Source organism: Vibrio kasasachensis, assembly GCF_050337565.1.
GTDB lineage: Bacteria > Pseudomonadota > Gammaproteobacteria > Enterobacterales > Vibrionaceae > Vibrio > Vibrio kasasachensis.
In genome coordinates, this window is record NZ_JAKJTB010000019.1 from 121,380 (window position 1) to 144,770 (window position 23,391).

20 protein-coding genes and 1 pseudogene are annotated in these 23,391 nt (G+C 43.0%); 16 read left to right on the forward strand and 5 right to left on the reverse strand.

Annotated elements, in window-relative coordinates:
* Positions 1–37: 37 nt before the first annotated feature.
* Both L4C38_RS16165 and L4C38_RS16170 read right to left on the reverse strand, forming a co-directional pair.
* Entirely contained in the window at positions 38–805 is a 768-nt protein-coding gene (locus tag L4C38_RS16165) for an ABC transporter substrate-binding protein (RefSeq protein ID WP_428798590.1), read from the reverse strand.
* Positions 806–903: 98 nt separating this feature from the next.
* Complete coding sequence (locus L4C38_RS16170) at positions 904–1,674, reverse strand: ABC transporter ATP-binding protein (protein WP_428798591.1); 771 nt, start codon at positions 1,672–1,674, stop codon at positions 904–906.
* Positions 1,675–2,325: 651 nt separating this feature from the next.
* Here L4C38_RS16170 and L4C38_RS16175 point away from each other — a divergent pair.
* From L4C38_RS16175 to L4C38_RS16200, 6 genes are all read left to right on the forward strand, one after another.
* Positions 2,326–3,873: a DUF3360 family protein gene (locus tag L4C38_RS16175; RefSeq protein ID WP_428798592.1), complete on the forward strand. Its 1,548-nt coding sequence runs from the start codon at positions 2,326–2,328 to the stop codon at positions 3,871–3,873.
* Between the two features lie 304 nt (positions 3,874–4,177).
* Entirely contained in the window at positions 4,178–6,454 is a 2,277-nt protein-coding gene (gene pflB, locus L4C38_RS16180) for a formate C-acetyltransferase (protein WP_428798593.1), read from the forward strand.
* Between the two features lie 186 nt (positions 6,455–6,640).
* On the forward strand, positions 6,641–7,612 hold the full coding sequence (locus L4C38_RS16185) for a lipid A deacylase LpxR family protein (RefSeq protein ID WP_428798594.1): 972 nt from the start codon (positions 6,641–6,643) through the stop codon (positions 7,610–7,612).
* A 148-nt stretch (positions 7,613–7,760) separates the two neighbouring features.
* Positions 7,761–8,501, forward strand: a complete 741-nt coding sequence (gene pflA / locus L4C38_RS16190; protein WP_428798595.1) for a pyruvate formate lyase 1-activating protein — start codon at positions 7,761–7,763, stop codon at positions 8,499–8,501.
* A 66-nt stretch (positions 8,502–8,567) separates the two neighbouring features.
* The gene (locus L4C38_RS16195; RefSeq protein ID WP_428798596.1) at positions 8,568–9,233 is read left to right on the forward strand and encodes an energy-coupling factor ABC transporter permease; all 666 of its coding nucleotides are present in this window, start codon (positions 8,568–8,570) and stop codon (positions 9,231–9,233) included.
* A gap of 115 nt (positions 9,234–9,348) precedes the next feature.
* Complete coding sequence (locus L4C38_RS16200; RefSeq protein ID WP_428798597.1) at positions 9,349–9,849, forward strand: YfbU family protein; 501 nt, start codon at positions 9,349–9,351, stop codon at positions 9,847–9,849.
* Between the two features lie 62 nt (positions 9,850–9,911).
* On the opposite strand, the gene L4C38_RS16205 is transcribed toward L4C38_RS16200, so the two are convergent.
* Entirely contained in the window at positions 9,912–10,664 is a 753-nt protein-coding gene (locus tag L4C38_RS16205; RefSeq protein ID WP_489686413.1) for a MipA/OmpV family protein, read from the reverse strand.
* 330 nt (positions 10,665–10,994) lie between these two features.
* Between L4C38_RS16205 and L4C38_RS16210 the strand changes: the two genes are divergently transcribed.
* The 3 genes from L4C38_RS16210 (at position 10,995) to L4C38_RS16220 (ending at position 15,893) form a co-directional block, all read left to right on the forward strand.
* Entirely contained in the window at positions 10,995–12,929 is a 1,935-nt protein-coding gene (locus L4C38_RS16210; protein WP_428798599.1) for a PrkA family serine protein kinase, read from the forward strand.
* Positions 12,930–13,070: 141 nt separating this feature from the next.
* Positions 13,071–14,345, forward strand: a complete 1,275-nt coding sequence (locus tag L4C38_RS16215; RefSeq protein WP_428798600.1) for a YeaH/YhbH family protein — start codon at positions 13,071–13,073, stop codon at positions 14,343–14,345.
* A 9-nt stretch (positions 14,346–14,354) separates the two neighbouring features.
* Entirely contained in the window at positions 14,355–15,893 is a 1,539-nt protein-coding gene (locus L4C38_RS16220; RefSeq protein ID WP_428798601.1) for a SpoVR family protein, read from the forward strand.
* Between the two features lie 69 nt (positions 15,894–15,962).
* Here L4C38_RS16220 and L4C38_RS16225 read toward each other — a convergent pair whose 3' ends face one another.
* Together L4C38_RS16225 and narQ are read right to left on the reverse strand one after the other, a co-directional pair.
* Positions 15,963–16,595, reverse strand: coding sequence for a response regulator (locus L4C38_RS16225; protein WP_428798602.1), 633 nt, complete (start codon positions 16,593–16,595; stop codon positions 15,963–15,965).
* Entirely contained in the window at positions 16,582–18,306 is a 1,725-nt protein-coding gene (gene narQ / locus L4C38_RS16230; RefSeq protein ID WP_428798612.1) for a nitrate/nitrite two-component system sensor histidine kinase NarQ, read from the reverse strand. Before narQ ends, L4C38_RS16225 begins: the two co-directional genes overlap by 14 nt.
* A 238-nt stretch (positions 18,307–18,544) precedes the next feature.
* On the opposite strand from narQ, the gene napF reads away from it, so the two are divergent.
* From napF to L4C38_RS16265, 7 genes and pseudogenes are all read left to right on the forward strand, one after another.
* Positions 18,545–19,030, forward strand: a complete 486-nt coding sequence (gene napF / locus L4C38_RS16235; RefSeq protein WP_428798603.1) for a ferredoxin-type protein NapF — start codon at positions 18,545–18,547, stop codon at positions 19,028–19,030.
* A 27-nt stretch (positions 19,031–19,057) separates the two neighbouring features.
* Positions 19,058–19,363, forward strand: a complete 306-nt coding sequence (locus L4C38_RS16240) for a chaperone NapD (RefSeq protein WP_428798604.1) — start codon at positions 19,058–19,060, stop codon at positions 19,361–19,363.
* Positions 19,360–21,849 (forward strand): periplasmic nitrate reductase subunit alpha, encoded by a 2,490-nt coding sequence (gene napA / locus L4C38_RS16245; protein ID WP_428798605.1) that lies wholly within the window; start codon positions 19,360–19,362, stop codon positions 21,847–21,849. The genes L4C38_RS16240 and napA overlap by 4 nt, the downstream gene beginning before the upstream one ends.
* A gap of 65 nt (positions 21,850–21,914) precedes the next feature.
* The gene (locus tag L4C38_RS16250; RefSeq protein WP_428798606.1) at positions 21,915–22,370 is read left to right on the forward strand and encodes a nitrate reductase cytochrome c-type subunit; all 456 of its coding nucleotides are present in this window, start codon (positions 21,915–21,917) and stop codon (positions 22,368–22,370) included.
* A gap of 29 nt (positions 22,371–22,399) precedes the next feature.
* Complete coding sequence (locus L4C38_RS16255) at positions 22,400–22,978, forward strand: NapC/NirT family cytochrome c (protein ID WP_428798607.1); 579 nt, start codon at positions 22,400–22,402, stop codon at positions 22,976–22,978.
* A gap of 10 nt (positions 22,979–22,988) precedes the next feature.
* Positions 22,989–23,126 carry a TIGR02808 family protein gene (locus tag L4C38_RS16260; RefSeq protein ID WP_428798608.1) on the forward strand — a complete coding sequence of 46 codons (138 nt, stop codon included), beginning with the start codon at positions 22,989–22,991 and terminating at the stop codon, positions 23,124–23,126.
* 79 nt (positions 23,127–23,205) lie between these two features.
* Positions 23,206–23,391: pseudogene (locus L4C38_RS16265) on the forward strand (helix-turn-helix domain-containing protein); the annotation flags it as partial.

Consider the following 23,391-nt stretch of genomic DNA (forward strand, 5'->3'; position numbering starts at 1 on the left):
TACTTCTAGGAACAAGCCAACGGTCGCTAACTACTGCTTACTTACCGTAAACATCATACTTGAAGTATTTTGCAGCGATTTCCTGGTAAACACCTTTTTCACGTAGAGAAAGGATCGCCGCGTCTAGCTTCTCGGTAAGATCTTTGTCTTGCTTACGAACTGCAATCCCAAAACCGTCGCCGAACCATTTAGGATCAGTTAGCGATGGGCCAACGAACTCGTAGCCTGCGCCGCCTTCCGCATTAAGGACACCTTCTTCTAGTGCTGATGCATCACCCAATACCGCAGCAATTCGCCCGTTTGCTAGATCTAAATACGCTTCATCAAATGAACCATAGCGCACGATTTCCACTTTTTCGTAGTTATCCGTTAGGTATTTGTCATGAGTCGTTGCACGCTGAACGCCAATTTTTACGCCGTCTAAATTATCAAAGTTTAGACCTGCGCCTTTTTTAGCAATGAATTGGTTTGGGATTAGCGCATATTTGCCAGTAAAGTCGACTTTCTTCTTGCGCTCTTCAGTGATCGACATCGCGGCAATGATTGCATCATATTTACGTGCTAGCAGCGATGGAATAATACCGTCCCAATCTTGTGGTACGATCTTACATTTCACGTCCATCTCTTTACACAACGCATTAGCCATATCGACATCAAAGCCTTTCAGTGAGCCATCGGCTTCCGTCCAACTGAATGGAGGATATGCCCCTTCAATACCAAAGCGAACTGTCTTCCAATCTTTCGCCTGCGCCATCCCTGTGACGGTTGTAGCTGCAAGTGCTGCTACGACTAACCACTTTTTCATTTCCATACTCCTGTGATTGTTTTACTTATATTTGATTATTAGATGGTGTGTTGCTCCGCCTTATTTCCCTATATAGACAAGATATGTAAACAAGACGGTTAATAAATTGAAGAGATAAACTGCTGCAAGCGCTCCGACTCAGGATTAGTAAATAATCTGGCAGGATCACCCTGCTCTTCTACTACACCCTGATGAAGAAACATCACATGATTAGATACATCGCGCGCGAATGCCATTTCATGCGTAACAACCAACATAGTACGTCCTTCTTCAGCGAGATCTCGCATTACGCCTAAGACCTCACCGACTAATTCTGGGTCAAGTGCGGAGGTGGGTTCATCAAATAGCATTACTTCTGGATCAACAGCCAAGGCTCTTGCGATTGCAGCGCGCTGCTGCTGTCCACCAGACAAATGCCCTGGGTAATAATCTTTCCGCTCGTACAACCCGACTTTTTTTAAGAGTAGCTCTGCATTTTCAATCGCTTGTGCTTTAGGCACGCCAAGTACATGAACTGGGGCTTCGATCACATTCTCAAGCACCGTCATATGGGACCAGAGGTTAAAACCCTGAAATACCATCGCTAAACGTGAACGGATGCGTTGAACTTGTTTTTCATTAACTGGGACAGCTTCACCTTGGCGATTATGTTTCATTTCAATCAATTCACCATTGACCCAAATTTCACCATTGGTTGGGATTTCGAGGAGATTAATACAACGTAAGAAGGTGCTTTTACCTGAACCTGACGAACCGATAATGGAAATAACGTCGCCTTTATGTGCTTCTAATGAAATGCCTTTCAATACTTCATTTTGACCAAAGGTCTTATGTAAATTATTGATATTTAGCGCGGGTACGTCATTCATGCGCTTTTTCTCCCTGTGATGTCTTCTTGATCAAACACTTTCTTTACAAGTACTTGACTGCATGGGTTCCTCCCACCATCACTCAAACTAGCACTAACACAAAAAACATGCAACAACTCATTAACCTGTATAAGTTACATATTTAGCGACATTATGTGCGTAATAATGCACATAATAGTCATAACCACTTTCCTGCGCGCATAAATCGAGCTTAGCGAAACAACCACCCCTTAAAGGTTTAACATTTGAGACACACTTCCATTGAAGCAAACCTCTCTCTTTTTTTTGTTTTTTTAAACTTAAAAAAGGACTAAAAGCTTGGTTAAAGTTACAATACAAAATGTTTTTTTCAGTTCTACCGAAGGAAACTAGTCAAACCTTAATCATGCTGCGTAGTTTTCTTTCACATTCTTTCATATAGTGATCTAAATCAATCACTGTTGAGAATTAGCACGTTAAACTCCCGACAGATGAAAGCATCCACAGACGCCTTTGTCCGCTTCTTTGTCTACTTTAAAGCACATGCGCCACGTGCTTCTGGAGGGCAAAAGGATTTTGCTGGAAGCTTAAACCGACATTTACGCAGTCGCTTAACTAATAATAAAAAGAGCAACTGAAAACATCATCAACTTTTTAAAATATGAGGAATCTATGTCAGACGCAGTCAATAAGCCGCACTCTGATTCGGATATCGAAAATAAGAGCTATCGCGAGCTGCATCGTCCAGCCTCGGAGTTTGCAAGCCGTTCCGATTACCTAGATCACGAACTACAAATTATGAAGCCACGTCGCTTCAAATTGAACCTTCCTGGTCGCGACTTCCGTTTCGAGCTTGAGGATTTAGTTCCTGCTCTTGCAGGTACGATTGGCATCATCGCGATGTATTCAGCGGTTATGATGTCTTGGGCAGAAGGTCTGACAGCTGCTTGGGATCACGTTAACCTAGGTAAAGACTTTGCCATTGAAGTCGCTCGTGTAGAGATGTTAATCCCTGCGCTGCTATTTTGTGTTTTAGCTTCAGGCTTCTTTAACCCTAAAGCGAACTTAGCTGGTAACCACGGCCCAATGATCCCGTTAATCGGTACTATTGCGCTTGCAGGTGCTCACCCACTTGCGCTAGCTATACTTATTGGTGTATTCGGTCTGATCCTAAGTTTCCTTAAGGGTGGTTCGAAGCTGGTTAACCTAACCTCCGAAGGTACCGCCGGTGGCTTGCTTATCTTCCTAGGTTTAACTGGTACAGTAAGCCAAATCACGTCCATTCAAGAATGGGCCGTTGGTCTACAATCTGCCACGGTTGAAGCTGGTAGCATGGGTTACGTTGGTCTAATCGTTCTTGCGGTAACTATCGTACTCTATGCTTTCCTTGCGAAGGTGAATAAGCGTTGGTTAGCTATCCCTGTTTGTGCATTCGCAGGTCTTGCTATCGCTCTTCTAATGGGAACTGGTTTCGATATCGTATTTGAAACGGAAACTGGTATTCCAAACCTAAACCCAATCTACTGGTGGGGCAGCACAAGTGAAGGTTGGATGCTAGGTCTTCCTAACGTACAACACTTTATTGCATCGCTACCGTTCGCAATTCTTGCAGTTGCAATGTGGTCTCCTGACTTCCTAGGTCACCGTATTTTCCAAGAACTGAACTACCCAAGAAAAACTGAAAAAGTACTAATGGACGTTGATGATACGATGACCATGTGTTCTTTCCGTCAGATGGTAGGTACAGCAGTAGGTGGTGGTAACATTACTTCGTCTTGGGGTACTTACATGATCCCAGCGGCGATCGCTAAGCGTCCAATCCCTGGTGGTGCCATTTTACTTGGCGTACTATGTATTATTGTTGCTATCCTCGGCTTCCCAATGGACATCGCTGTATGGCCACCGGTAATGCGCGTTGCTCTACTAGTGGGTGTATCACTACCACTACTAGAAGCAGGTATGCAAATGGTTAGAGACTCTAAAGATTCACAAGCTGCAGGTATCTGTATCTTTGCTTCTGCAGTAGCTAACCCAGTTCTAGCATGGGCGCTAACCATGCTACTAGATAATAACGGTCTTATTGGCGACAAAGAGCGTGCTTCACGCCTATCGTTTGTTGATAAAATCATTATCCCAGTAGGCGTACTTGTAATCTGTCTGATTGCGATGCTTGCTGTTGGTATGCTTGAAGGTCAATACGGTCTTAAGGCATTCCTATAATTTTTGAGCTATAACTGTTGGGGATGCGCTTTGCGCTCCCCTTTTTATCGATTTTTTTTAGATTTTATTGATTTAGTTTAAGGTTTAAAAATTTTTTTAGTGTAACCTTGTAATTCAGCTGGTAAGATTCCATATAAAGAGTAATGACAATTTGTATAGACTTTTGATCCAATATATAAATCGATCAATAGAGCCTATAACACATTGTTATTTAAATAAGAGTGTACTGTTCCTTTTAACCGAGGATAGCTAGCTCAGCAGCGAAAGCAGTACGTGTTTTTTCTACTAAAAAGGTAGGTATGTCATGGCAGAGCAATTTGCTAAAGCTTGGGAAGGTTTTGCACAAGGTGAGTGGCAAAACGAAGTAAACGTTCGTGATTTCATCCAGAAAAACTACGCTCCATATGAAGGCGACGAATCTTTCCTAGTTTCTGAAGGTACTGAAGCAACTAACGTGCTTTGGGCTAAAGTAATGGAAGGTATCAAACAGGAAAACGCAACTAAAGCTCCTGTAGATTTTGATACTTCTGTTATTTCTACCATCACTGCTCACGATGCAGGCTACATCGAAAAAGATCTAGAAACTATCGTAGGTCTACAAACTGAAAAGCCGCTTAAACGTGCAATCATCCCTAACGGCGGTGTGCGTATGGTTGAAGGTTCTTGTAAAGCATACGGTGAAACTCTAGACCCTATGGTTTCAAAAATCTACTCTGAATACCGTAAAACACACAACGCTGGCGTTTTCGATATCTACACTCCTGATATCCTAGCTTGTCGTAAGTCTGGTGTTCTTACTGGTCTTCCAGATGCATACGGTCGTGGTCGTATCATCGGTGATTACCGTCGTGTTGCACTGTACGGTATCAACTTCCTAATGAAGGACAAGTTGGCTCAATTCAAATCTCTTCAAGAGCGTTTTGAAAACGGCGAAGACCTAACAGCAACTATGCAACTTCGTGAAGAAATTGCAGAGCAACACCGCGCTCTAGGTCAAATCAAAGTAATGGCAGCTAAGTACGGCTTCGATATCTCTGAGCCAGCTCAAACTGCTCAAGAAGCTATCCAGTGGACTTACTTCGGTTACCTAGCTGCTGTTAAATCACAAAACGGTGCTGCAATGTCTCTAGGTCGTACTTCGACTTTCCTAGACATCTTCATCCAACGTGATATCGAAGCTGGTAAGATTGACGAAGTTCAAGCTCAAGAAATGATTGACCACTTCGTAATGAAGCTACGTATGGTTCGTTTCCTACGTACTCCTGAATACGATGAATTGTTCTCTGGCGACCCAATCTGGGCAACAGAATCAATGGGTGGTATGAGCATCGACGGTCGTACACTAGTAACACGTACTAACTTCCGTTTCCTAAACAGCCTATACACTATGGGTCCTTCTCCAGAGCCAAACATCACTGTACTTTGGTCTGAGCAGCTTCCTGACGGCTTCAAACGTTTCTGTGCAAAAGTATCTATCGATACTTCTTCTATTCAGTACGAAAACGATGATCTAATGCGTCCTGACCTACAATCTGACGACTACGCAATCGCTTGTTGTGTATCTCCTATGATCGTTGGTAAGCAAATGCAGTTCTTCGGTGCGCGTGCTAACCTTGCTAAAACTATGCTTTATGCAATCAACGGCGGCGTTGATGAGAAGCTGAAAATGCAAGTTGGTCCTAAGTCAGACGCAATCACTGACGAAGTTCTAAACTACGATGACGTGATGGGTCGCCTAGACACATTCATGGATTGGTTAGCTAAGCAATACGTGACTGCACTTAACAGCATTCACTACATGCACGACAAGTACAGCTACGAAGCGTCTCTAATGGCTCTTCATGACCGTGACGTTCGTCGTACAATGGCATGTGGTATCGCAGGTCTATCTGTTGCTGCTGATTCACTATCTGCAATCAAATACGCAACTGTTAAACCAGTTCGTGACGAAGATGGTATTGCAATCGACTTCGCAATCGAAGGCGATTACCCTAAATTCGGTAACAACGACGCTCGCGTTGATGACATCGCATGTGAACTTGTTTCTACGTTTATGGGCAAAATCCGTAAGCTTAAGATGTACCGTGATGCAATCCCTACTCAGTCAATCCTTACTATCACTTCAAACGTTGTGTACGGTAAGAAAACTGGTAACACTCCAGACGGTCGTCGTGCTGGCGCTCCTTTCGCTCCTGGTGCAAACCCAATGCACGGTCGTGACGAGAAAGGTGCTGTAGCATCACTAACTTCTGTAGGTAAACTACCGTTTGCTGACGCTCAAGATGGTATCTCTTACACTTTCTCTATCGTGCCAAACGCACTAGGTAAAGAAGAAGATAACCAACGCGCTAACCTTGCAGGCCTAATGGATGGTTACTTCCACCATGAAGCTGGTATCGAAGGCGGTCAGCACTTAAACGTGAACGTTCTTAACCGTGAAACTCTAGAAGACGCAGTTAAGCACCCTGAGAACTACCCTCAGCTAACAATCCGTGTTTCTGGTTACGCTGTACGCTTTAACTCTCTAACTGCAGAGCAACAAGCTGACGTAATCGCACGTACTTTCACTGAGTCTCTATAATTCTCAGCTGAATGATTGATTGATGAAGCCCCGCTTTTATAGCGGGGCTTTTTTTATATCTGTACCCACCCATCTTTTTATTGTCTTATCTATCAACACATAAACTCTCAGCTGCAACTATAATAACCTTCATGCCATTGTAAATTACGCACCATATTTGCACGCGCGCCTCGAAGGAGAGCTTCAATGAAAACACATTATTTTGTGCTTATCTCTTTGCTGATTTCTACTAGTGGCTATACATCACAGTTGCCAACTGTTAGTTTCACCTCCGACAACGATGCTCCGTTTGGATTGGACAATGATTACACCAATGGGTTATTCATCAGTTACACCACTGGAGAACTAGGTGATAACTCTCAATTAGAGCCATTAAGCTTATCTGCTCGCTCGCTTGATAAATTGGAGTTTATTTTTGGGCAGAAAATGTATACACCGGAGAACATCGCTTCTTCTTTCCCGGTTGAAAATGATCGCCCTTATGCCGGCTTTCTTTATACTGAGATTAATTACTTAACGATTTTGCCTGAGCGGATGACTCGTTATAGTGTCACTTTGGGAACGGTGGGCAAACATTCTCTGGCTCAACAAGCTCAACGCTTTGTGCACGATATCACTGACTCTGAATACCCTAATGGTTGGAAGTTTCAAATTGATGAAGGATTAGTCGCCAATCTGGGTTATTTAAACCACTACAATTGGAATCGAACAAGCTTCGCCAATTCAACTCAATTTGAAGTGTCTAATGTTTCCGAAGCAAATGTTGGTAATTTCCGTAGCGATGCATCAACTGGGGTGATGTTTCGTTGGGGTGAGCACTTATCCTCTAGTATTGGCGCAGCGAACATCGATAGTGAACGACCTTTCCGATCTGGGTATCTAGGGAAAGGAAGTAGTGGGTGGTTTGCTTTTACCGGACTGGAGGCACGCTACAGATTTAACGATATCACAATTGAAGGCGATAGACCGGGCATTCCTGACCCAGAAAACTATCCTGTCACACTAGAAAAAAGTCAGGCAACCTTTGTTGCCGGATTTACTTGGTACAATGCCAACTTTGGCGGCAGTTTTACTGCAGCAGTTAACACCAATGACTACGAAGAGGCGGTAGATAGTACCCACGGTAACGCCTCGATTTCCTTATTCTTTTTCTTATAATCATTTCAAACTCGATCACCAATTGAGTAAGTTTTATTCAGTTTAATTTCCCTTGTAGATTAATTCACTAAGAAGCACGTATAACCCTATTTAATCGGGGTAATTTGTAATAAAATAATGTTCAAATAATAGCTAAAGAGATTAACTCATGTCAAAGACTGGTCGTATTCATTCCTTTGAATCATGTGGGACAGTGGATGGCCCTGGAATTCGCTTTATCGTATTCTTACAAGGGTGTTTAATGCGTTGTATGTATTGCCATAACCGTGATACATGGGACACTCATGACGGAAAAGAAGTAACAGTCGACGAGTTAATTACTGAAGCGAAGTCATACCGCCACTTTATGAATGCTTCCGGTGGTGGTATCACATGTTCAGGTGGTGAAGCGATGCTGCAACCTGAATTTGTACGCGACTTCTTCCGCGCTGCTCAAGCAGAAGGTATTCATACTTGTCTTGATACCAATGGCTACATTCGTAAACACACTGATGTCGTTGACGAAGTGCTTGAAGCAACCGATCTTGTAATGCTTGATCTTAAGCACATGAAAGATGAAATTCACCAAGATTTTATCGGTGTTTCAAACCGTCGTGTATTAGATTTTGCCCGTTACCTACACAAGCTTGGTCAAAAAACGTGGGTCCGCTATGTTGTTGTTCCTGGCTATACTGACGATGATGAATCCGCACACTTGCTGGGGGAGTTCATTAAAGATATGGACAACATCGAGAAGATTGAGCTTTTGCCTTACCATAAATTAGGCGCACATAAGTGGGAAGCACTAGGGTACGATTACCCTCTTGACGGTGTTAACCCGCCATCGAAAGAAACGATGGAAAATATTAAGTCAATTCTTAAGCAGTATCACTCTAATGTAATATACTGATACCAATTGATAACAAGTTCATAAAAATACCAACCCTCGGGTTGGTATTTTTGTAGGAGCTGATTGGTGCTATTAACTGAACTGTTCACTTGGGCGATTGCGCTATTGGCACTCATCCCATGTTACTCTGATATCCATTCTAACTTTGTCCCCAAGCTAATGCGTGAAAGCTCGTTTCAACACCTCACGTTTGCTATTTGCTTTATTCTCTTTCTATTGTGGTCGGCAGAGGCAGGTATAAAAATAGGGCTGGGTATTCACTTTCTAGGATTGACCTGTTTAACCCTAATGTATGGCTGGCGCATTGCGTATCTAGTTTGCTGGCCTATCGTTTCATGCTTAGTACTATTTGGTCCACTTTCCTTAGCAAGCATGGGGCAATTCCTACTACTTTCCTGCTTTGTACCCATATTAACCAGTTATGGTATTTTCTTAATCAGTTACCACTTTTTACCAAGAAATATTTTCGTTTACATCTTTGTTGCAGGTTTCATTAATGGTGCAATAAGTGGCAGTATTCACTTACTAGTTACAGGGTTGTTTTATTTGTTGACCGGCGTATATAGCTGGCCAACCATTGTCGATAACTACTTATTATTCATGGTGTTGCTTGCATTCCCTGAAGGTTTCCTTAATGGTATAGCTATCACAGTGCTAACGGTCTTTAAACCTGAGTGGTTACGCACCTTTTCCGACCGAGATTACATCTATAGTCACTATCATAAAAAATAGTTTATTTATTTTCATTTTCACTCATAAATATGTGTTGAGATCATGTTTCAAGCTACAACAACGAGATAACCTAAGCACATTAAAGATGTACTAGATTTTATGAGGTCACCTAATAATGGAAATGACAAACGCTCAACGTTTGATTCTGTCTAACCAGTACTACCTGATGTCACAGATGAATCCAGAAAATGCACAGAAATACAGCCGCTTACAAACAATTGTAGAGCGTGGTTATGTTTTGCAAATGCAAGAAATTAGCAAAGATTTTGGTTGCATTGAAGAAGATGAATGTCGTGAAATAATCGACATCATGGAGATGTATCACGCAATGCAAGAATCTAACAATATGTTGGAAGAGCATGAACGCCAAAACGTAGATCAACGCCGCTTGCAATTCCTTGGCTTTGACTGTGGCACCGAATGCAAACTCGTACACTACGTTCGCTTCCTTGTTGATTCAGAGGGTCTATATCCTCAATTTGATAAAGGCGAGCATCACTTCAATGCACAAATGCCAATGCAAGATAAGTATCGCCGCATGCTAGCCACATGGCGTAACTGCCCTCGCCAATATCACTTATGTGCAAATGAACTTAAGCAGATTTTTAACGCTTAATAGTCAAATTTCGCTTCGAGGGCCGCAATTATGCAGCCCTTTTTATTGCGATCAAAAGAGTATTAAAAAGTGTAGGCGACGCTCACATTAGCTGTAGTATTTACTCCCGATTCTATCAGTGGGCTTTTTTCTATCTCACCTTCAAGATTAGTATAACGAACACCTGCAGCAAGCCTAACGTTCGGGGTTAGATGCAGATAACCAGATAAGCCTACAAAATATTGTCCATCCCACTCGGCATCAAATGGGGCAATGTTGGCTCGACTTGCTTCAGCTTGGCTTACACCATAAAGGTGGTTGTTAATTTCATCGCTGTTATACGCATAACCAAGACTCGGAGTCACACCCCAGCCATTGCGACGAAATGGTAAGCGCCATGCCATTTCGCTGTACAACCCGTTGTGAGCTCCGCCCAAATCTGTACCTGCTGTCGCTTCAAACATGCCGACTAAAGTTATCAACTGGTAACTCACCCCACCCAAGACAGTTGAATCACGTTTATCCATTTGCTTAACCACTGCATTGTTTGAGTCTTCCGGCTTCAAGGTGCGAGGATCATACACCGCTCTAAATACAAGGTTATGAGTCGAGCCTACAGGGTTAAGCCGATAACCAGCACTGAAACCACGCATGAAGAAGTGCTCACCTTCGTAACCGATCACCGGGATCACTGCTTTATTTGAAGGCGTATCTTTATATACCGCTGGTGAATAAGATGCACCAACACCCAAAGACCATTGACTAATACTCGCACTTGCGCTTGCTGACAGCAACGCGACCAAACTTACACCAAGTTGTAGACACTCTTTTTTCACAAATCCATCCATTCACATTATCAATAATTCATCAAATTATAAAGAATGACGTACCATTAATCAAATTGTGCAATTTTCCAGCTCCAAGAGACTTAGAAGAGCACAAGCCTCAGAGAAATCAAATCGATGGATCTTCTTTAAATCGAGTTCATTCAGAATATTTTTAACAAAAAAATAGCTGAGTTCATGGCAGGGGTTTGACGATAAATTTGCAAATAAACACATATTTTTTAAGCAAAATTAGAAATCCACACTAGTCTTAACTAATGAGGGATTAGTTAATTTTTGCGAGTTGTAAGTCAGTTTGACAGGTTCAAAGGGGAAATCATTATGAGCATTTTCGACCATTTCCAAGCACGCTATGAAGCGTCTAAGGATGAGGAGTTATCTTTACAAGATTTCTTAGCGCTATGTAAGGATGACAAAAGCGCGTACGCTAATGCAGCTGAACGCTTATTGATGGCTATTGGAGAGCCTGAGGTGATCGACACCGCACAGGATCCTCATCTTAGCCGGATATTTTCAAACCGTGTAATTTCACGTTACGAGACATTTAAAGACTTCTACGGCATGGAAGATGCCATTGAACAAATTGTGTCTTATCTTAAACACGCGGCTCAAGGTCTTGAAGAGCGGAAACAAATTTTGTATTTGCTTGGTCCAGTTGGTGGTGGTAAATCATCTATCGCCGAAAAATTGAAAGCTTTAATGCAACAGCAGCCAGTCTACCTACTCTCCGCCAATGGTCAACGTAGCCCGGTTAATGACCATCCATTTTGTCTATTTGATATGAGTGAAGATGGCGATCTACTCAAGCGTGAATATGGCATAGAAAAACGTTACTTACGTTCAATTATGTCGCCATGGGCAGCAAAACGCCTACACGAATTTGGTGGTGATATATCCAAATTTAAAGTTGTCAAAGTTCGTCCTTCTATTCTTGACCAACTTGCCGTTGCTAAGACCGAACCTGGCGATGAAAACAACCAAGATATTTCCTCACTAGTGGGTAAAGTCGACATCCGTATGCTTGAGCACTTTTCACAAGATGATCCAGATGCTTACAGCTATTCAGGTGCATTATGTAAAGCGAACCAAGGTTTAATGGAGTTCGTAGAGATGTTTAAAGCACCGATTAAAGTGCTACATCCACTGCTAACTGCAACTCAAGAAGGCAACTACAACGGTACTGAAGGGCTTTCCGCCCTGCCATTCGACGGCATGATTCTCGCTCACTCTAACGAATCAGAGTGGCAGACTTTCCGTAACAACAAAAACAACGAAGCATTCTTGGACCGTGTGTATATTGTCAAAGTACCTTACTGTCTGCGGGTTTCTGAAGAAGTTAAAATCTATCAAAAACTGCTCGATCATTCCGAACTATCTAAAGCACCTTGCTCACCAAGCACGCTCGATTTACTCGCTCAGTTCAGTATTCTTTCTCGCCTGAAAGAACCAGAAAATTCATCCATTTTCTCTAAAATGCGCGTGTATGATGGCGAAACATTGAAAGATACCGATCCAAAAGCTAAAAGTTACCAAGAGTATCGAGACTATGGTGGCGTTGATGAGGGAATGTCGGGTCTATCAACTCGTTTCTCTTTCAAAATCCTATCACGTGTATTTAACTTCGACCAAAGTGAAGTCGCCGCCAACCCTGTACATCTATTCTATGTTATCGAACAACAGGTTGAACGTGAGCAATTTCCACAAGATATCGCGGACAAATATCTAGAGTTCTTGAAAGGCTACCTCGTACCACGTTACGTTGAGTTTATTGGTAAAGAAATTCAAACCGCGTACTTGGAATCTTATTCAGAGTACGGTCAAAACATCTTCGACCGCTACGTGACTTATGCTGATTTCTGGATTCAAGATCAAGAGTACCGCGATCCAGAAACAGGTCAGCTATTCGACCGTTCCGCACTCAACAACGAACTTGAAAAAATAGAGAAAACGGCGGGTATCAGCAATCCAAAAGATTTCCGTAATGAAATCGTTAACTTTGTACTGCGTGCTCGCGCTAACAATAGCGGTCAAAACCCTGTTTGGACCAGCTATGAGAAACTACGTACTGTCATTGAGAAGAAAATGTTCTCCAATACTGAAGAACTGCTTCCTGTTATCTCCTTCAATGCAAAAACTTCTTCTGAAGATCAGAAAAAACACGACGATTTTGTCGCACGCATGATGGAGAAAGGCTATACAGAGAAGCAAGTGCGCTTGCTATCTGAATGGTATCTGCGAGTACGTAAATCATCTTAATAGCAGCAGAATAATCCTCTATTCGACATCTAGAGGATTGCCCATGGAGTACCTGTCAGAGTGTGATGCTCTGGCAGGAGATTGGATGCGCGGAAATACATGCTTATATAGAAAAGGTATGTAGCAAATAAGGGGTGACTCATGGCGCAATTTATTGATAGACGACTGAATGGCAAGAATAAAAGTGCCGTTAACAGGCAGCGCTTTATTCGTCGCCATAAAGAAAAAATCAAGGAATCGGTTGCTGACGCAGTTAACCGTCGATCCATCACCAATACCGAGACTGGTGAGGATGTCGCGATCCCACACAAAGACATTAGCGAGCCAATATTTCATCAAGGTCAAGGTGGTCTCAAAGAACGTGTGCACCCCGGCAACGATCAGTTTATCAAAGGTGACAAAGTAGATAGACCGAAAAGTGGCGGGCAAGGTGCAGGTGGTTCCGGTGATGGTGAAGCGAGTCCGGATGGTGAAGGTGAAGACGAATTTGTTTTCCAAATATCCAAAGATGAATACCTAGATATTCTTTTTGAAGATTTGGCGTTACCGAATCTAGATAAAACTCAAGTGAACAAAATAACGGAGTGGAAGACCCACCGTGCAGGCTATCAAACCGCTGGGGTCCCTGCCAATATCGCGATAGTAAAATCGTTACAACAATCTCTGGCTCGTCGTACAGCACTGACTGCTGGCAAACGCCGCATGATGCACGAATTGGAAGAAGAGCTAACGAGAATCAAAAATCAAGAACCCGCACAGCTGATCGAAGAGCGTCGTTTAAAGGACGAAATCGAATCACTTAGAAATAAAATCAACCGCGTGCCTTTTATCGATACGTTTGATCTGCGTTTTAAAAATTACGAGCGTCGACCTATCCCTTCGAGCCAAGCGGTTATGTTTTGTTTAATGGATGTGTCCGGTTCTATGGATCAAGCAACTAAAGACATCGCTAAACGTTTCTACGTCCTACTGTATCTATTCCTTACTCGCACTTATCAAAACGTCGAAGTGGTATTTATTCGTCATCATACTCAAGCTAAGGAAGTCGATGAGCATGAGTTTTTCTATTCACAAGAAACAGGGGGGACCATTGTTTCAAGTGCACTGCGTTTGATGAACGAGATAGTGACTGACCGCTACCCTATCGGACAGTGGAACATTTATGCTGCACAAGCCTCCGATGGGGATAACTGGGCAGACGATTCACCTCGATGCAAAGAGCTACTACAAGAAGAGTTGTTGCCTAAGTGCCAATACTATTCTTACATAGAGATCACTCGCCGTTCTCATCAAACCTTATGGCATGAATACGAAAAACTTGAAAATACCTTTTCTAACTTTGCCATGAAGAATATTCGTAGCGTTGATGACATCTTCCCTGTCTTTAGGGAATTGTTCAAAAAAGAAAACGCTTAGGGAGGTACCATGACAACAAGATCACCGACAAAAAAAAATAATAAACTGTTGCCTGATGGTCCTGACTGGACATTCGGTTTATTAGAACGCTACCACGTCGAAATCAAGCGGGTGGCAGAGCACTATAAACTGGATACCTATCCTAACCAAATAGAAGTGATTACCTCTGAACAAATGATGGATGCATACTCCAGCATCGGCATGCCAATTAATTATAATCATTGGTCATTTGGCAAAAAATTCATTCAAACGGAACAAGGCTATAAACACGGTCAAATGGGGTTAGCCTATGAAATTGTCATTAACTCCAATCCCTGTATCGCCTACTTGATGGAAGAAAACACTGTCACAATGCAAGCTTTGGTCATGGCCCACGCTTGTTACGGGCACAACTCATTTTTTAAGGGCAACTACCTATTTCAAGCATGGACAGATGCAGGGTCAATCATTGACTACTTGTTGTTCGCCAAGAAGTACATTAGCGAGTGCGAAGAAAAATACGGCGTCACTGAAGTCGAAGAGTTATTGGACTCATGCCATGCATTAATGAACTATGGTGTCGATCGCTATAAGCGCCCCGAAAAAATCTCTATTGCTGAAGAGAAAATGCGTCAGGAAGAACGTGAAACCTACTTACAATCTCAAGTAAATGATTTATGGCGCACAGTACCAAAATCAGCTGAAAAGGAACATAACGAAAAAATACGTTTTCCTAGTGAACCACAAGAGAATATCCTCTACTTTATTGAAAAACATGCTCCTCTTCTAGAATCATGGCAGCGTGAGATTGTGCGTATTGTTCGTAAGGTTAGCCAATACTTCTATCCTCAAAAACAAACGCAAGTGATGAACGAAGGTTGGGCAACCTTCTGGCACTATACTATTTTGAATCACTTGTATGATGAAGGTATAGTCTCGGATCGCTTCATACTTGAGTTTCTTCACAGCCACACTAGCGTTGTTGCTCAGCCTGCATACAACAGCCCCCACTTCAGTGGCATTAACCCTTATGCTCTAGGCTTCGCTATGTTCCGCGATATCCGCCGAATTTGCGAAGAGCCGACCGACGAAGATAGAGAGTGGTTCCCTGAAATCGCTGGCAGCGATTGGCTAGAAACGGTGCACTTTGCCATGCATAACTTCAAGGATGAGAGCTTCATTAGCCAATATTTATCACCCAAGCTAATTCGAGATTTCAAGCTATTTTCCATCGTCGATGATGACAGAAAGAATTACATCGAGGTAAGTCATATTCATGACGATGCCGGCTATCGAATCATTCGTGAAAAACTCGCAGCGCAATACAATTTATCCAACCTTGAACCGAATATCCAAGTATACAACGTCGATATTCGTGGAGATCGTTCAATGACGCTGCAGTATGTTCCACATGACCGTATTCCACTGCATGAAGGTTACAACGAAGTGTTGAAGCATCTTTATCGCTTATGGGGCTTCGATATCATAGTCGAAGAAGTTAAAGAGTCAGGTAGACACGAAATTATTGGCACCTGCCCACAACGCAATAACTATGAATCAAGTATCTAAGTAAATCACTCGCAGGCTCATCGCTAACGAGTGCCGATGAGCCCGCTTGTTTTACACTAGATAATCTCGCTATTTGTTCTCACCATAGCGCTCTAGATAAAGCACAGTTGCAGCAGTACGTGATGGCACCACTAACTTCTTCAACAGGCTCTTCATGTGCACCTTTACTGTCGACTCAGAAATAAAAAGGTTATCGGCAATCTGTTTGTTGCGTAGTCCCTTTGCAACTTGACGCAAGATTTGCATCTCCCGATCTGTTAGCGTATCAAACACATCGCTTTTATTTTCTCGCTCAGCTAAATACTGTGCCACTTCCGCACTGTACGCTTTATCACCCTGCAAACTCTTCTTTAGTACATCAATTAGATCATCGGGCTCTGTATCTTTGAGCAGGTAGCCGTCCGCGCCAGCTTTAATTAGTGCATCAATATCAGCCGCACTGTCAGATACCGTCAGAATCACGATACTAGCATCACAACTATCCGCTCTAAGTGCATTTAGCGTATCAAGTCCCGACATGCCCTTCATATTCAGGTCGAGCAAAATCAAATCGGGCTCTATTTCATGATTCTTCGCCACGGCCTCTGCCCCGGAAGAAACCTCCGCAATTACATCAAATTCATCTTCAAAGCTCAGTAATTGGCTTAAACCTCGACGCATCAGAGGGTGGTCATCGACGAGCATTACTCTACATTGTGTCAAAGTCATCATCCTTTGTTCTTGGATATGTTAATTCAATTTCACAACCTTTTTGGCTGGCTGTATTAATAGTTAATTGACCATTTAAGCGACTTGCCCGCTCATGCATAATCGACAAACCATAATGATTCAATTTATTTTCTTGATTATCGATACCCACGCCATCATCTATGATCTTGATAATCATAGTATTATTTTTCTCGGTACAAGAGACCTTTATTGTTGTTGCATTGGCATGTTTGATCGCGTTGATCGTTGCTTCTCTAATTAACTGTAGTAAATGCACTTGTTCATGGGCATCAATCTCAATCGAAGATAGGTCATTAACCAAGGAAATATTCGCGGGAGTTTGGTCTTGAAGTTGTAACAACATTTCTTTAAGTGCGCTCCCAAAGTTGCCTTCTTTAATAGACAACCTAAAGGTGGTCAATAACTCACGTAACTGCGTATAGGCGCCTGATAATGCCGAGTCTAAATCAGTAACAATGTCGCTCGCTTTGTCCACATTGGGACTCTTTTCGAGCTTTTTCATTACCCTTTTGAGCAATGAAACCTGAATTTTCAGGTAAGAAAGCGATTGCGCTAACGAGTCATGCAACTCTCTTGCAATGGTTGCTCGCTCTTCCAATAATAATAACTGTTCCGTTTGCCTTTGAGCTTGATTGTAGTAGACCGCACGAGCGAGAATTCGAACAAAGTTATCAATCAAATCTTGATCCGGACACGGCAAATACCAATTCCAATAGAGTAAGCCCAGCTCTCGACCATCTAAAACAAGGGTGCGACATGACAGATTTGTCTCGCTCAGTACCCCTTTTGTCAATACCATCGGTTTCTCAGTGCTATCTCCAACTTCCAGCTTAACCGCACTGACACCCTCAATGCTGACTATGTGCTCCAAGATCGCGGAGAAATTGTCAGATGTAATTCTTGATGCAGTTAACTCACTGGAGGACTGGTAGAGAACGTGGAGCGATTGATTAGCATGCTGCAATTTATGTGTTTTATCATTAACAGCCTTTTCTAAGCCATGATAGCGCCGACCTAACTCTTTAGCTGTATTGTTAAAAGTGCGAGTTAAAATGCCCATCTCATTGTCGCTCACGACATTGAGTTCAACATCGAATGAATGAGACTGTATTTGTTTGCTCGCGATCACTAACGCCTTAAGGGGGTGGACAATTTCTCTGCGCACAAACAGAACGACGAAGACACTGATGACTAGAATTCCACCTAGCCCAACAGCGCCAACCCAAGCTAATTCCACCAATTTACGTTCCGAAAACCCTTGTAACTTGAATACAAATGCATCGATCTGCGCGACAAAAGTCGGCACCAGCATCAGATACTCAGAACGCTTTTCACCTTCCAGCACATATTTCAATTCATGCCAGCGCATAATCAAATGATAGTAATCCAAAGTAATATCATCCGGCACATTCCAATTTTGCAGCGCTTTCATTGAAGGTGAATAAATTGAACGCTCAAATAAGTAAATATGTGAAGAAAAGTCGTGTGACTGTGATTGAATATCATGAGCAAGCCGATAGCTCTGCATCCGCATAGACCCTGCCACATTAAGCGCTTCCGCATCATTTAAACTCGACGCAAGTAATACGAAGGCATAACCAATCGTTACAACTGATAGCAACACAATCAATGATAATGCCTTTGCTATGGTCCCAGTTACTGACCTTTTAATACTTTTTAACAACATTACCTCAAAAACAATGTGGCGACATTTAGCCTTTCTAGACTATAAATAAAGTAACACTTTACACAATATGTGATCAAAGCCATTTGAAATAATTGATCTAAAACAATATCCATTGCTAATTACCCCCTTTGGGGTATTTATACAAATATTTCAAATCTTACAATTTATGTATTGATAAATGAAAGGTTGTTAATGGTCTAATTTTCCATTCACCCTCAATCTGGATTCCTGTTAAATGGTTGATCTTTCAAGAAGACGACTTTTTACCCGCAACACGGCAAGTGAAGATACTTTACGCCTGCCTTGGTTGAATGCGCCTAAATTTTTCGCTGACCTATGTACACAATGTGGCGAATGTCTCAAAGCCTGCGAGACACAAATTATTGTCAAAGGCGATGGCGGGTTTCCTCAAATTGATTTCACCATTGGTGAATGTACTTTTTGCTACCAGTGTGCCGAAGCTTGTCCTGAACCTCTATTTGCTTCCAAACAGGATCCTGCTTGGCAAGCAAAAGCCAGTATCAATGAACAATGCTTAGCAAAGCGAAATGTTGAATGCCGCTCTTGTGGTGAAATGTGCGAAAACATGGCGATTGAATTTCAATTGGAAGTTGGTCGCGTAGCACAACCTAGACTAAATACACAGCAATGCAATGGATGTGGTGCTTGTGTGTCGGTATGCCCTACTTCGTCTATCAATGTGAGCAATTCCATCGCCTAAGGCGAACCTAAAAAATGAGAGCAGATAATGCCACAAAATGAAGTTCATATATCAAGTCTGATCATCCATGTCGTACCAGAGTATATGGAAACAGTGAAAGCTCAAATCAGCCAACTCGACAACGCTGAAATCTATGGCGAGAGTCCAGAAGGCAAGCTAGTCGTTGTTCTTGAAACCCAAACACATGGGTTTATTACAGATGTTATCGAAAAAATCACAAATTTTGCACATGTTGTCAGCACAGTAATGGTTTACCACCAAATCGAGACTGGACTTGACGACGGCGAACAAAACACTGGAACACAACATTCCCAAGTAGAGGGTGAAGCATGAAAATGACAAGACGCGCGTTTGTTAAGGCGAACGCGGCTGCATCTGCGGCAGCAGTAGCGGGGATTACACTGCCTGCAACTGCAACCAATCTGATTGCCAGCTCAGACCAAACAAAGATCACATGGGACAAGGCTCCTTGTCGTTTCTGCGGTACTGGTTGTTCAGTGCTCGTAGGCACTCAAAATGGTAAAGTTGTTGCAACACAAGGTGACCCCGAATCACCGGTGAATAAAGGTCTCAACTGTATTAAGGGCTACTTCCTATCTAAAATCATGTACGGCAATGACCGACTCACTCAGCCTCTGCTTCGTATGAAAGACGGCAAATATGACAAAGACGGTGAGTTCGCCCCAGTATCATGGGATGCAGCGTTTGATATCATGGCAGAAAAATGGAAAGCCTCACTGGCAAAGAAAGGACCGACAAGCATCGGGATGTTTGGTTCTGGTCAATGGACTGTAATGGAAGGTTATGCAGCATCAAAATTAATGAAGGCTGGCTTCCGCTCTAACAACATCGACCCAAATGCTCGTCACTGTATGGCATCAGCCGTAGTTGGGTTTATGCGAGCATTTGGTATTGATGAGCCTATGGGTTGTTATGATGACTTTGAGCACGCAGATGCCTTTGTACTCTGGGGTTCTAACATGGCTGAGATGCACCCTGTGCTATGGACCCGCATTGCTGATCGCCGCTTAAGCCACCCTCATGTGAAAGTAAATGTACTGTCGACCTATTACCATCGATCATTTGAACTTGCCGATGACGGTTACATTTTTAACCCTCAATCTGATCTTGCAATCGCGAACTTCATCGCCAACTACATCATTGAAAATGATGCGGTAAATTGGGATTTCGTCAATAAACACACCAACTTTACTCAGACTGATGTTGATATCGGCTATGGTTTACGTGATGACGACCCACTGCAAGTAAAAGCGAAAAACCCAAATTCTGGCAAGCAAACGCCAATTACATTTGAAGAGTACAAAAAGTCTGTCGCACCTTACACTGTTGAGAAAGCATCAGAAATTTCGGGTGTTGATGAAGACAAGCTGATCAAACTCGCGAAACAATATGCCGATCCAAACACCAAAGTAATGTCACTTTGGACCATGGGTATGAACCAACATACTCGTGGTGTATGGATGAACGGTTTGGTTTACAACCTTCACCTACTTACTGGTAAAATTGCCACTCCTGGCAATAGCCCGTTCTCATTAACGGGTCAGCCTTCTGCTTGTGGTACCGCTCGTGAAGTGGGTACCTTTGCTCACCGCTTACCTGCCGATATGGTTGTAAAGAATCCAAAACACCGCAAAATTGCAGAAAAAATCTGGAAGCTACCTGAAGGTACCATTCCACCAAAACCTGGGTTCCACGCCGTTTTACAAGACCGCATGCTAAATGATGGCGTACTGAACTGTTACTGGGTTCAATGTACAAACAACCTACAAGCTGGTCCAAACATTAATGGCGAGCGCTTACCAGGTTACCGTAACCCAGATAACTTCATTGTTGTGTCTGACCCATATCCGACAGCTACAGCACAAGCCGCTGACCTTGTTCTTCCTACCGCTATGTGGATCGAAAAAGAAGGCGCATACGGCAACGCAGAGCGACGTACACAAGCTTGGTATCAACAAGTTGAGACGGTCGGTGATGCTAAGTCTGACCTTTGGCAGCTTGTTGAGTTCTCTAAACGATTTAAGATTGAAGAAGTGTGGCCAGAAGAACTTCTTGCTAAATCACCAGAATTCCGCGGCAAAACCATGTACGACGTGTTGTACAAAAATGGGCAAGTTGACAAGTTCCCTATCGAAGAAGCTCGTGAGCTTAACGATGATGCACATCACTTTGGTTTCTACTTACAAAAAGGCTTGTTTGAAGAGTACGCTGAATTTGGTCGTGGACACGGACATGACTTAGCTCCGTACGATGTTTATCACCAAGTTCGAGGCTTACGTTGGCCTGTCGTTGATGGTAAAGAGACCCTATGGCGCTTCAAAGAAGGCTCAGATCCTTATGCTAAAGCGGGAACTGGTTGGGATTTCTACGGTAACAAAGATGGTAAAGCAAAAATCATCTCTGCACCTTATGAAGCGCCACCAGAGGTACCAAACAGCGAGTTCGATATGTGGCTTTGTACTGGTCGCGTACTTGAGCACTGGCATACCGGCAGTATGACACGCCGCGTGCCTGAGCTTTATAAAGCGGTACCAGATGCGGTTTGTTACATGCACCCAGATGATGCTAAAGCTCGAAACGTGCGCCGTGGCGAAGAAGTTCTCATGTCGAACAAACGTGGTGAAGTCCGCCTCCGAGTAGAAACTCGTGGACGCAACCGCCCACCACAAGGACTTGTATTCGTGCCGTTTTTTGACGCGCGCATTCTGATTAACAAGTTGATCCTAGATGCAACTGACCCACTTTCTAAGCAAACCGACTTTAAAAAGTGTCCAGTAAAGATCACCAAGATCGCTTAACTCATACATAGGTCGTGCACCGCGCGACCTGATCAGAATTTAGCCTTGTTGGCGGAGAAGTTAAAATGAAAAAATTAATAATTGCGCTATTTGCACTGGGTACCGTGCTCAGTGGCAGTGCACTAGCAGAACTTAACAACCCAGGTGGCCACGGCGGTCTAGAATCGTTGCGTGGGTCCGAGCAGTTGGAAGAAACACGCCCAGCAGATGACTTTAAAAAATACCCTAAAGAGCAGCCTCTAGAAAGTAGCTATGTATATCAGCCACCGCTTATCCCACATAGCATTCGCAACTATGAAGTATCCCTAAACGCGAATAAGTGTTTGTCATGCCATAGCTGGAAAAAAGCAAAAGAAGAAGGCGCAACAAAAATTAGTGTTACTCACTATGTTAACCGCGAAGATGCGGTTCTTGCGGACATGTCTCCACGACGTTACTTCTGCCTGCAATGTCACGTACCTCAAGCTGATGCGACACCGCTAGTTGGAAATGATTTCGAACGTGTTCAAGCGCTGAAATAGCCCGGACACACGATTAACGAGGTTAATATATGAAATTATTGAAAACGTTTTGGAAGCGACTCACTCGTCCAAGTAAAGCAGCCGTAGGGGTTGTCTTATTTATGGGCTTTGCGGGTGGTCTTCTATTCTGGGGCGCATTTAACACCGGGATGGAGGCAACCAACACCGAAGAATTTTGTTCGGGTTGTCACGCACCGATTGCTGCCGAAATAAAAGAGACTATTCACTACTCAAACCGTTCTGGTGTACGTGCTATCTGCTCTGATTGCCACGTACCACATGAATGGACAGACAAGATCATACGTAAGGTACAGGCATCGAAAGAGCTATTTGCGCACTACGTAACCGGAACGATCGATACACCTGAAAAATTCCAACAGCGCCGAGGTCATCTTGCAGAGCGCGAATGGGCAAGAATGAAAGGCAACGATTCTTTAGAGTGTCGAAACTGCCATGAGTTTGATTATATGGACTTCTCTGTACAAGGGTCGCGTGGTGCTAAACAGCACTCAACCGCATTGGCAAACGGTGAGAAAACCTGTGTCGACTGCCACAAGGGCATCGCCCACAAACTTCCTGATATGGAAGGCGTAGAAGGCTGGCAATAAGGAACAAGGTATGAGTACATTTGAATCGGTAATTTGGCATGTACTTGGTTATGGCGCGATGCCAGTGATCATTTTATCAGGCTTTGCTGTTGTCGCAGCAATTTGCATCTGGGTTTTATCGATAGGTAAAGACAAAGAACTTGAGTAGCTAGGCTACAGAAACAAAAAGCCAGCCTCAATTTGAACTGACCCCCAATAGTTAGACACCAATTATTGGGGGTCTTTTTATGTCCAAATATAGCCGAGAGCTAAAATGTATCATTGCTAAGCAATACTTAGATGGCACGTCATCTCTCTACTTAGCAAAACAATATTCAATTTCTTCAAGACAGATACGGTATTGGGCTCAAGTCTTTGCCATCCATGGTACTGATTCATTTTTACCAACTAAGCATGCTGCTACTGCTCAAACA

Coding starts and splice junctions, on each gene's coding strand:
- L4C38_RS16255 (WP_428798607.1), top strand. CDS start 22,400: ATGAAATTATTGAAAACGTTTTGGAAGCGACTCACTCGTCCAAGTAAA.
- napA (WP_428798605.1), top strand. CDS start 19,360: ATGAAAATGACAAGACGCGCGTTTGTTAAGGCGAACGCGGCTGCATCT.
- L4C38_RS16220 (WP_428798601.1), top strand. CDS start 14,355: ATGACAACAAGATCACCGACAAAAAAAAATAATAAACTGTTGCCTGAT.
- L4C38_RS16215 (WP_428798600.1), top strand. CDS start 13,071: ATGGCGCAATTTATTGATAGACGACTGAATGGCAAGAATAAAAGTGCC.
- L4C38_RS16175 (WP_428798592.1), top strand. CDS start 2,326: ATGTCAGACGCAGTCAATAAGCCGCACTCTGATTCGGATATCGAAAAT.
- L4C38_RS16210 (WP_428798599.1), top strand. CDS start 10,995: ATGAGCATTTTCGACCATTTCCAAGCACGCTATGAAGCGTCTAAGGAT.
- L4C38_RS16200 (WP_428798597.1), top strand. CDS start 9,349: ATGGAAATGACAAACGCTCAACGTTTGATTCTGTCTAACCAGTACTAC.
- pflA (WP_428798595.1), top strand. CDS start 7,761: ATGTCAAAGACTGGTCGTATTCATTCCTTTGAATCATGTGGGACAGTG.
- L4C38_RS16165 (WP_428798590.1), bottom strand. CDS start 805: ATGAAAAAGTGGTTAGTCGTAGCAGCACTTGCAGCTACAACCGTCACA.
- napF (WP_428798603.1), top strand. CDS start 18,545: ATGGTTGATCTTTCAAGAAGACGACTTTTTACCCGCAACACGGCAAGT.
- L4C38_RS16250 (WP_428798606.1), top strand. CDS start 21,915: ATGAAAAAATTAATAATTGCGCTATTTGCACTGGGTACCGTGCTCAGT.
- L4C38_RS16170 (WP_428798591.1), bottom strand. CDS start 1,674: ATGAATGACGTACCCGCGCTAAATATCAATAATTTACATAAGACCTTT.
- L4C38_RS16240 (WP_428798604.1), top strand. CDS start 19,058: ATGCCACAAAATGAAGTTCATATATCAAGTCTGATCATCCATGTCGTA.
- L4C38_RS16260 (WP_428798608.1), top strand. CDS start 22,989: ATGAGTACATTTGAATCGGTAATTTGGCATGTACTTGGTTATGGCGCG.
- L4C38_RS16185 (WP_428798594.1), top strand. CDS start 6,641: ATGAAAACACATTATTTTGTGCTTATCTCTTTGCTGATTTCTACTAGT.
- pflB (WP_428798593.1), top strand. CDS start 4,178: ATGGCAGAGCAATTTGCTAAAGCTTGGGAAGGTTTTGCACAAGGTGAG.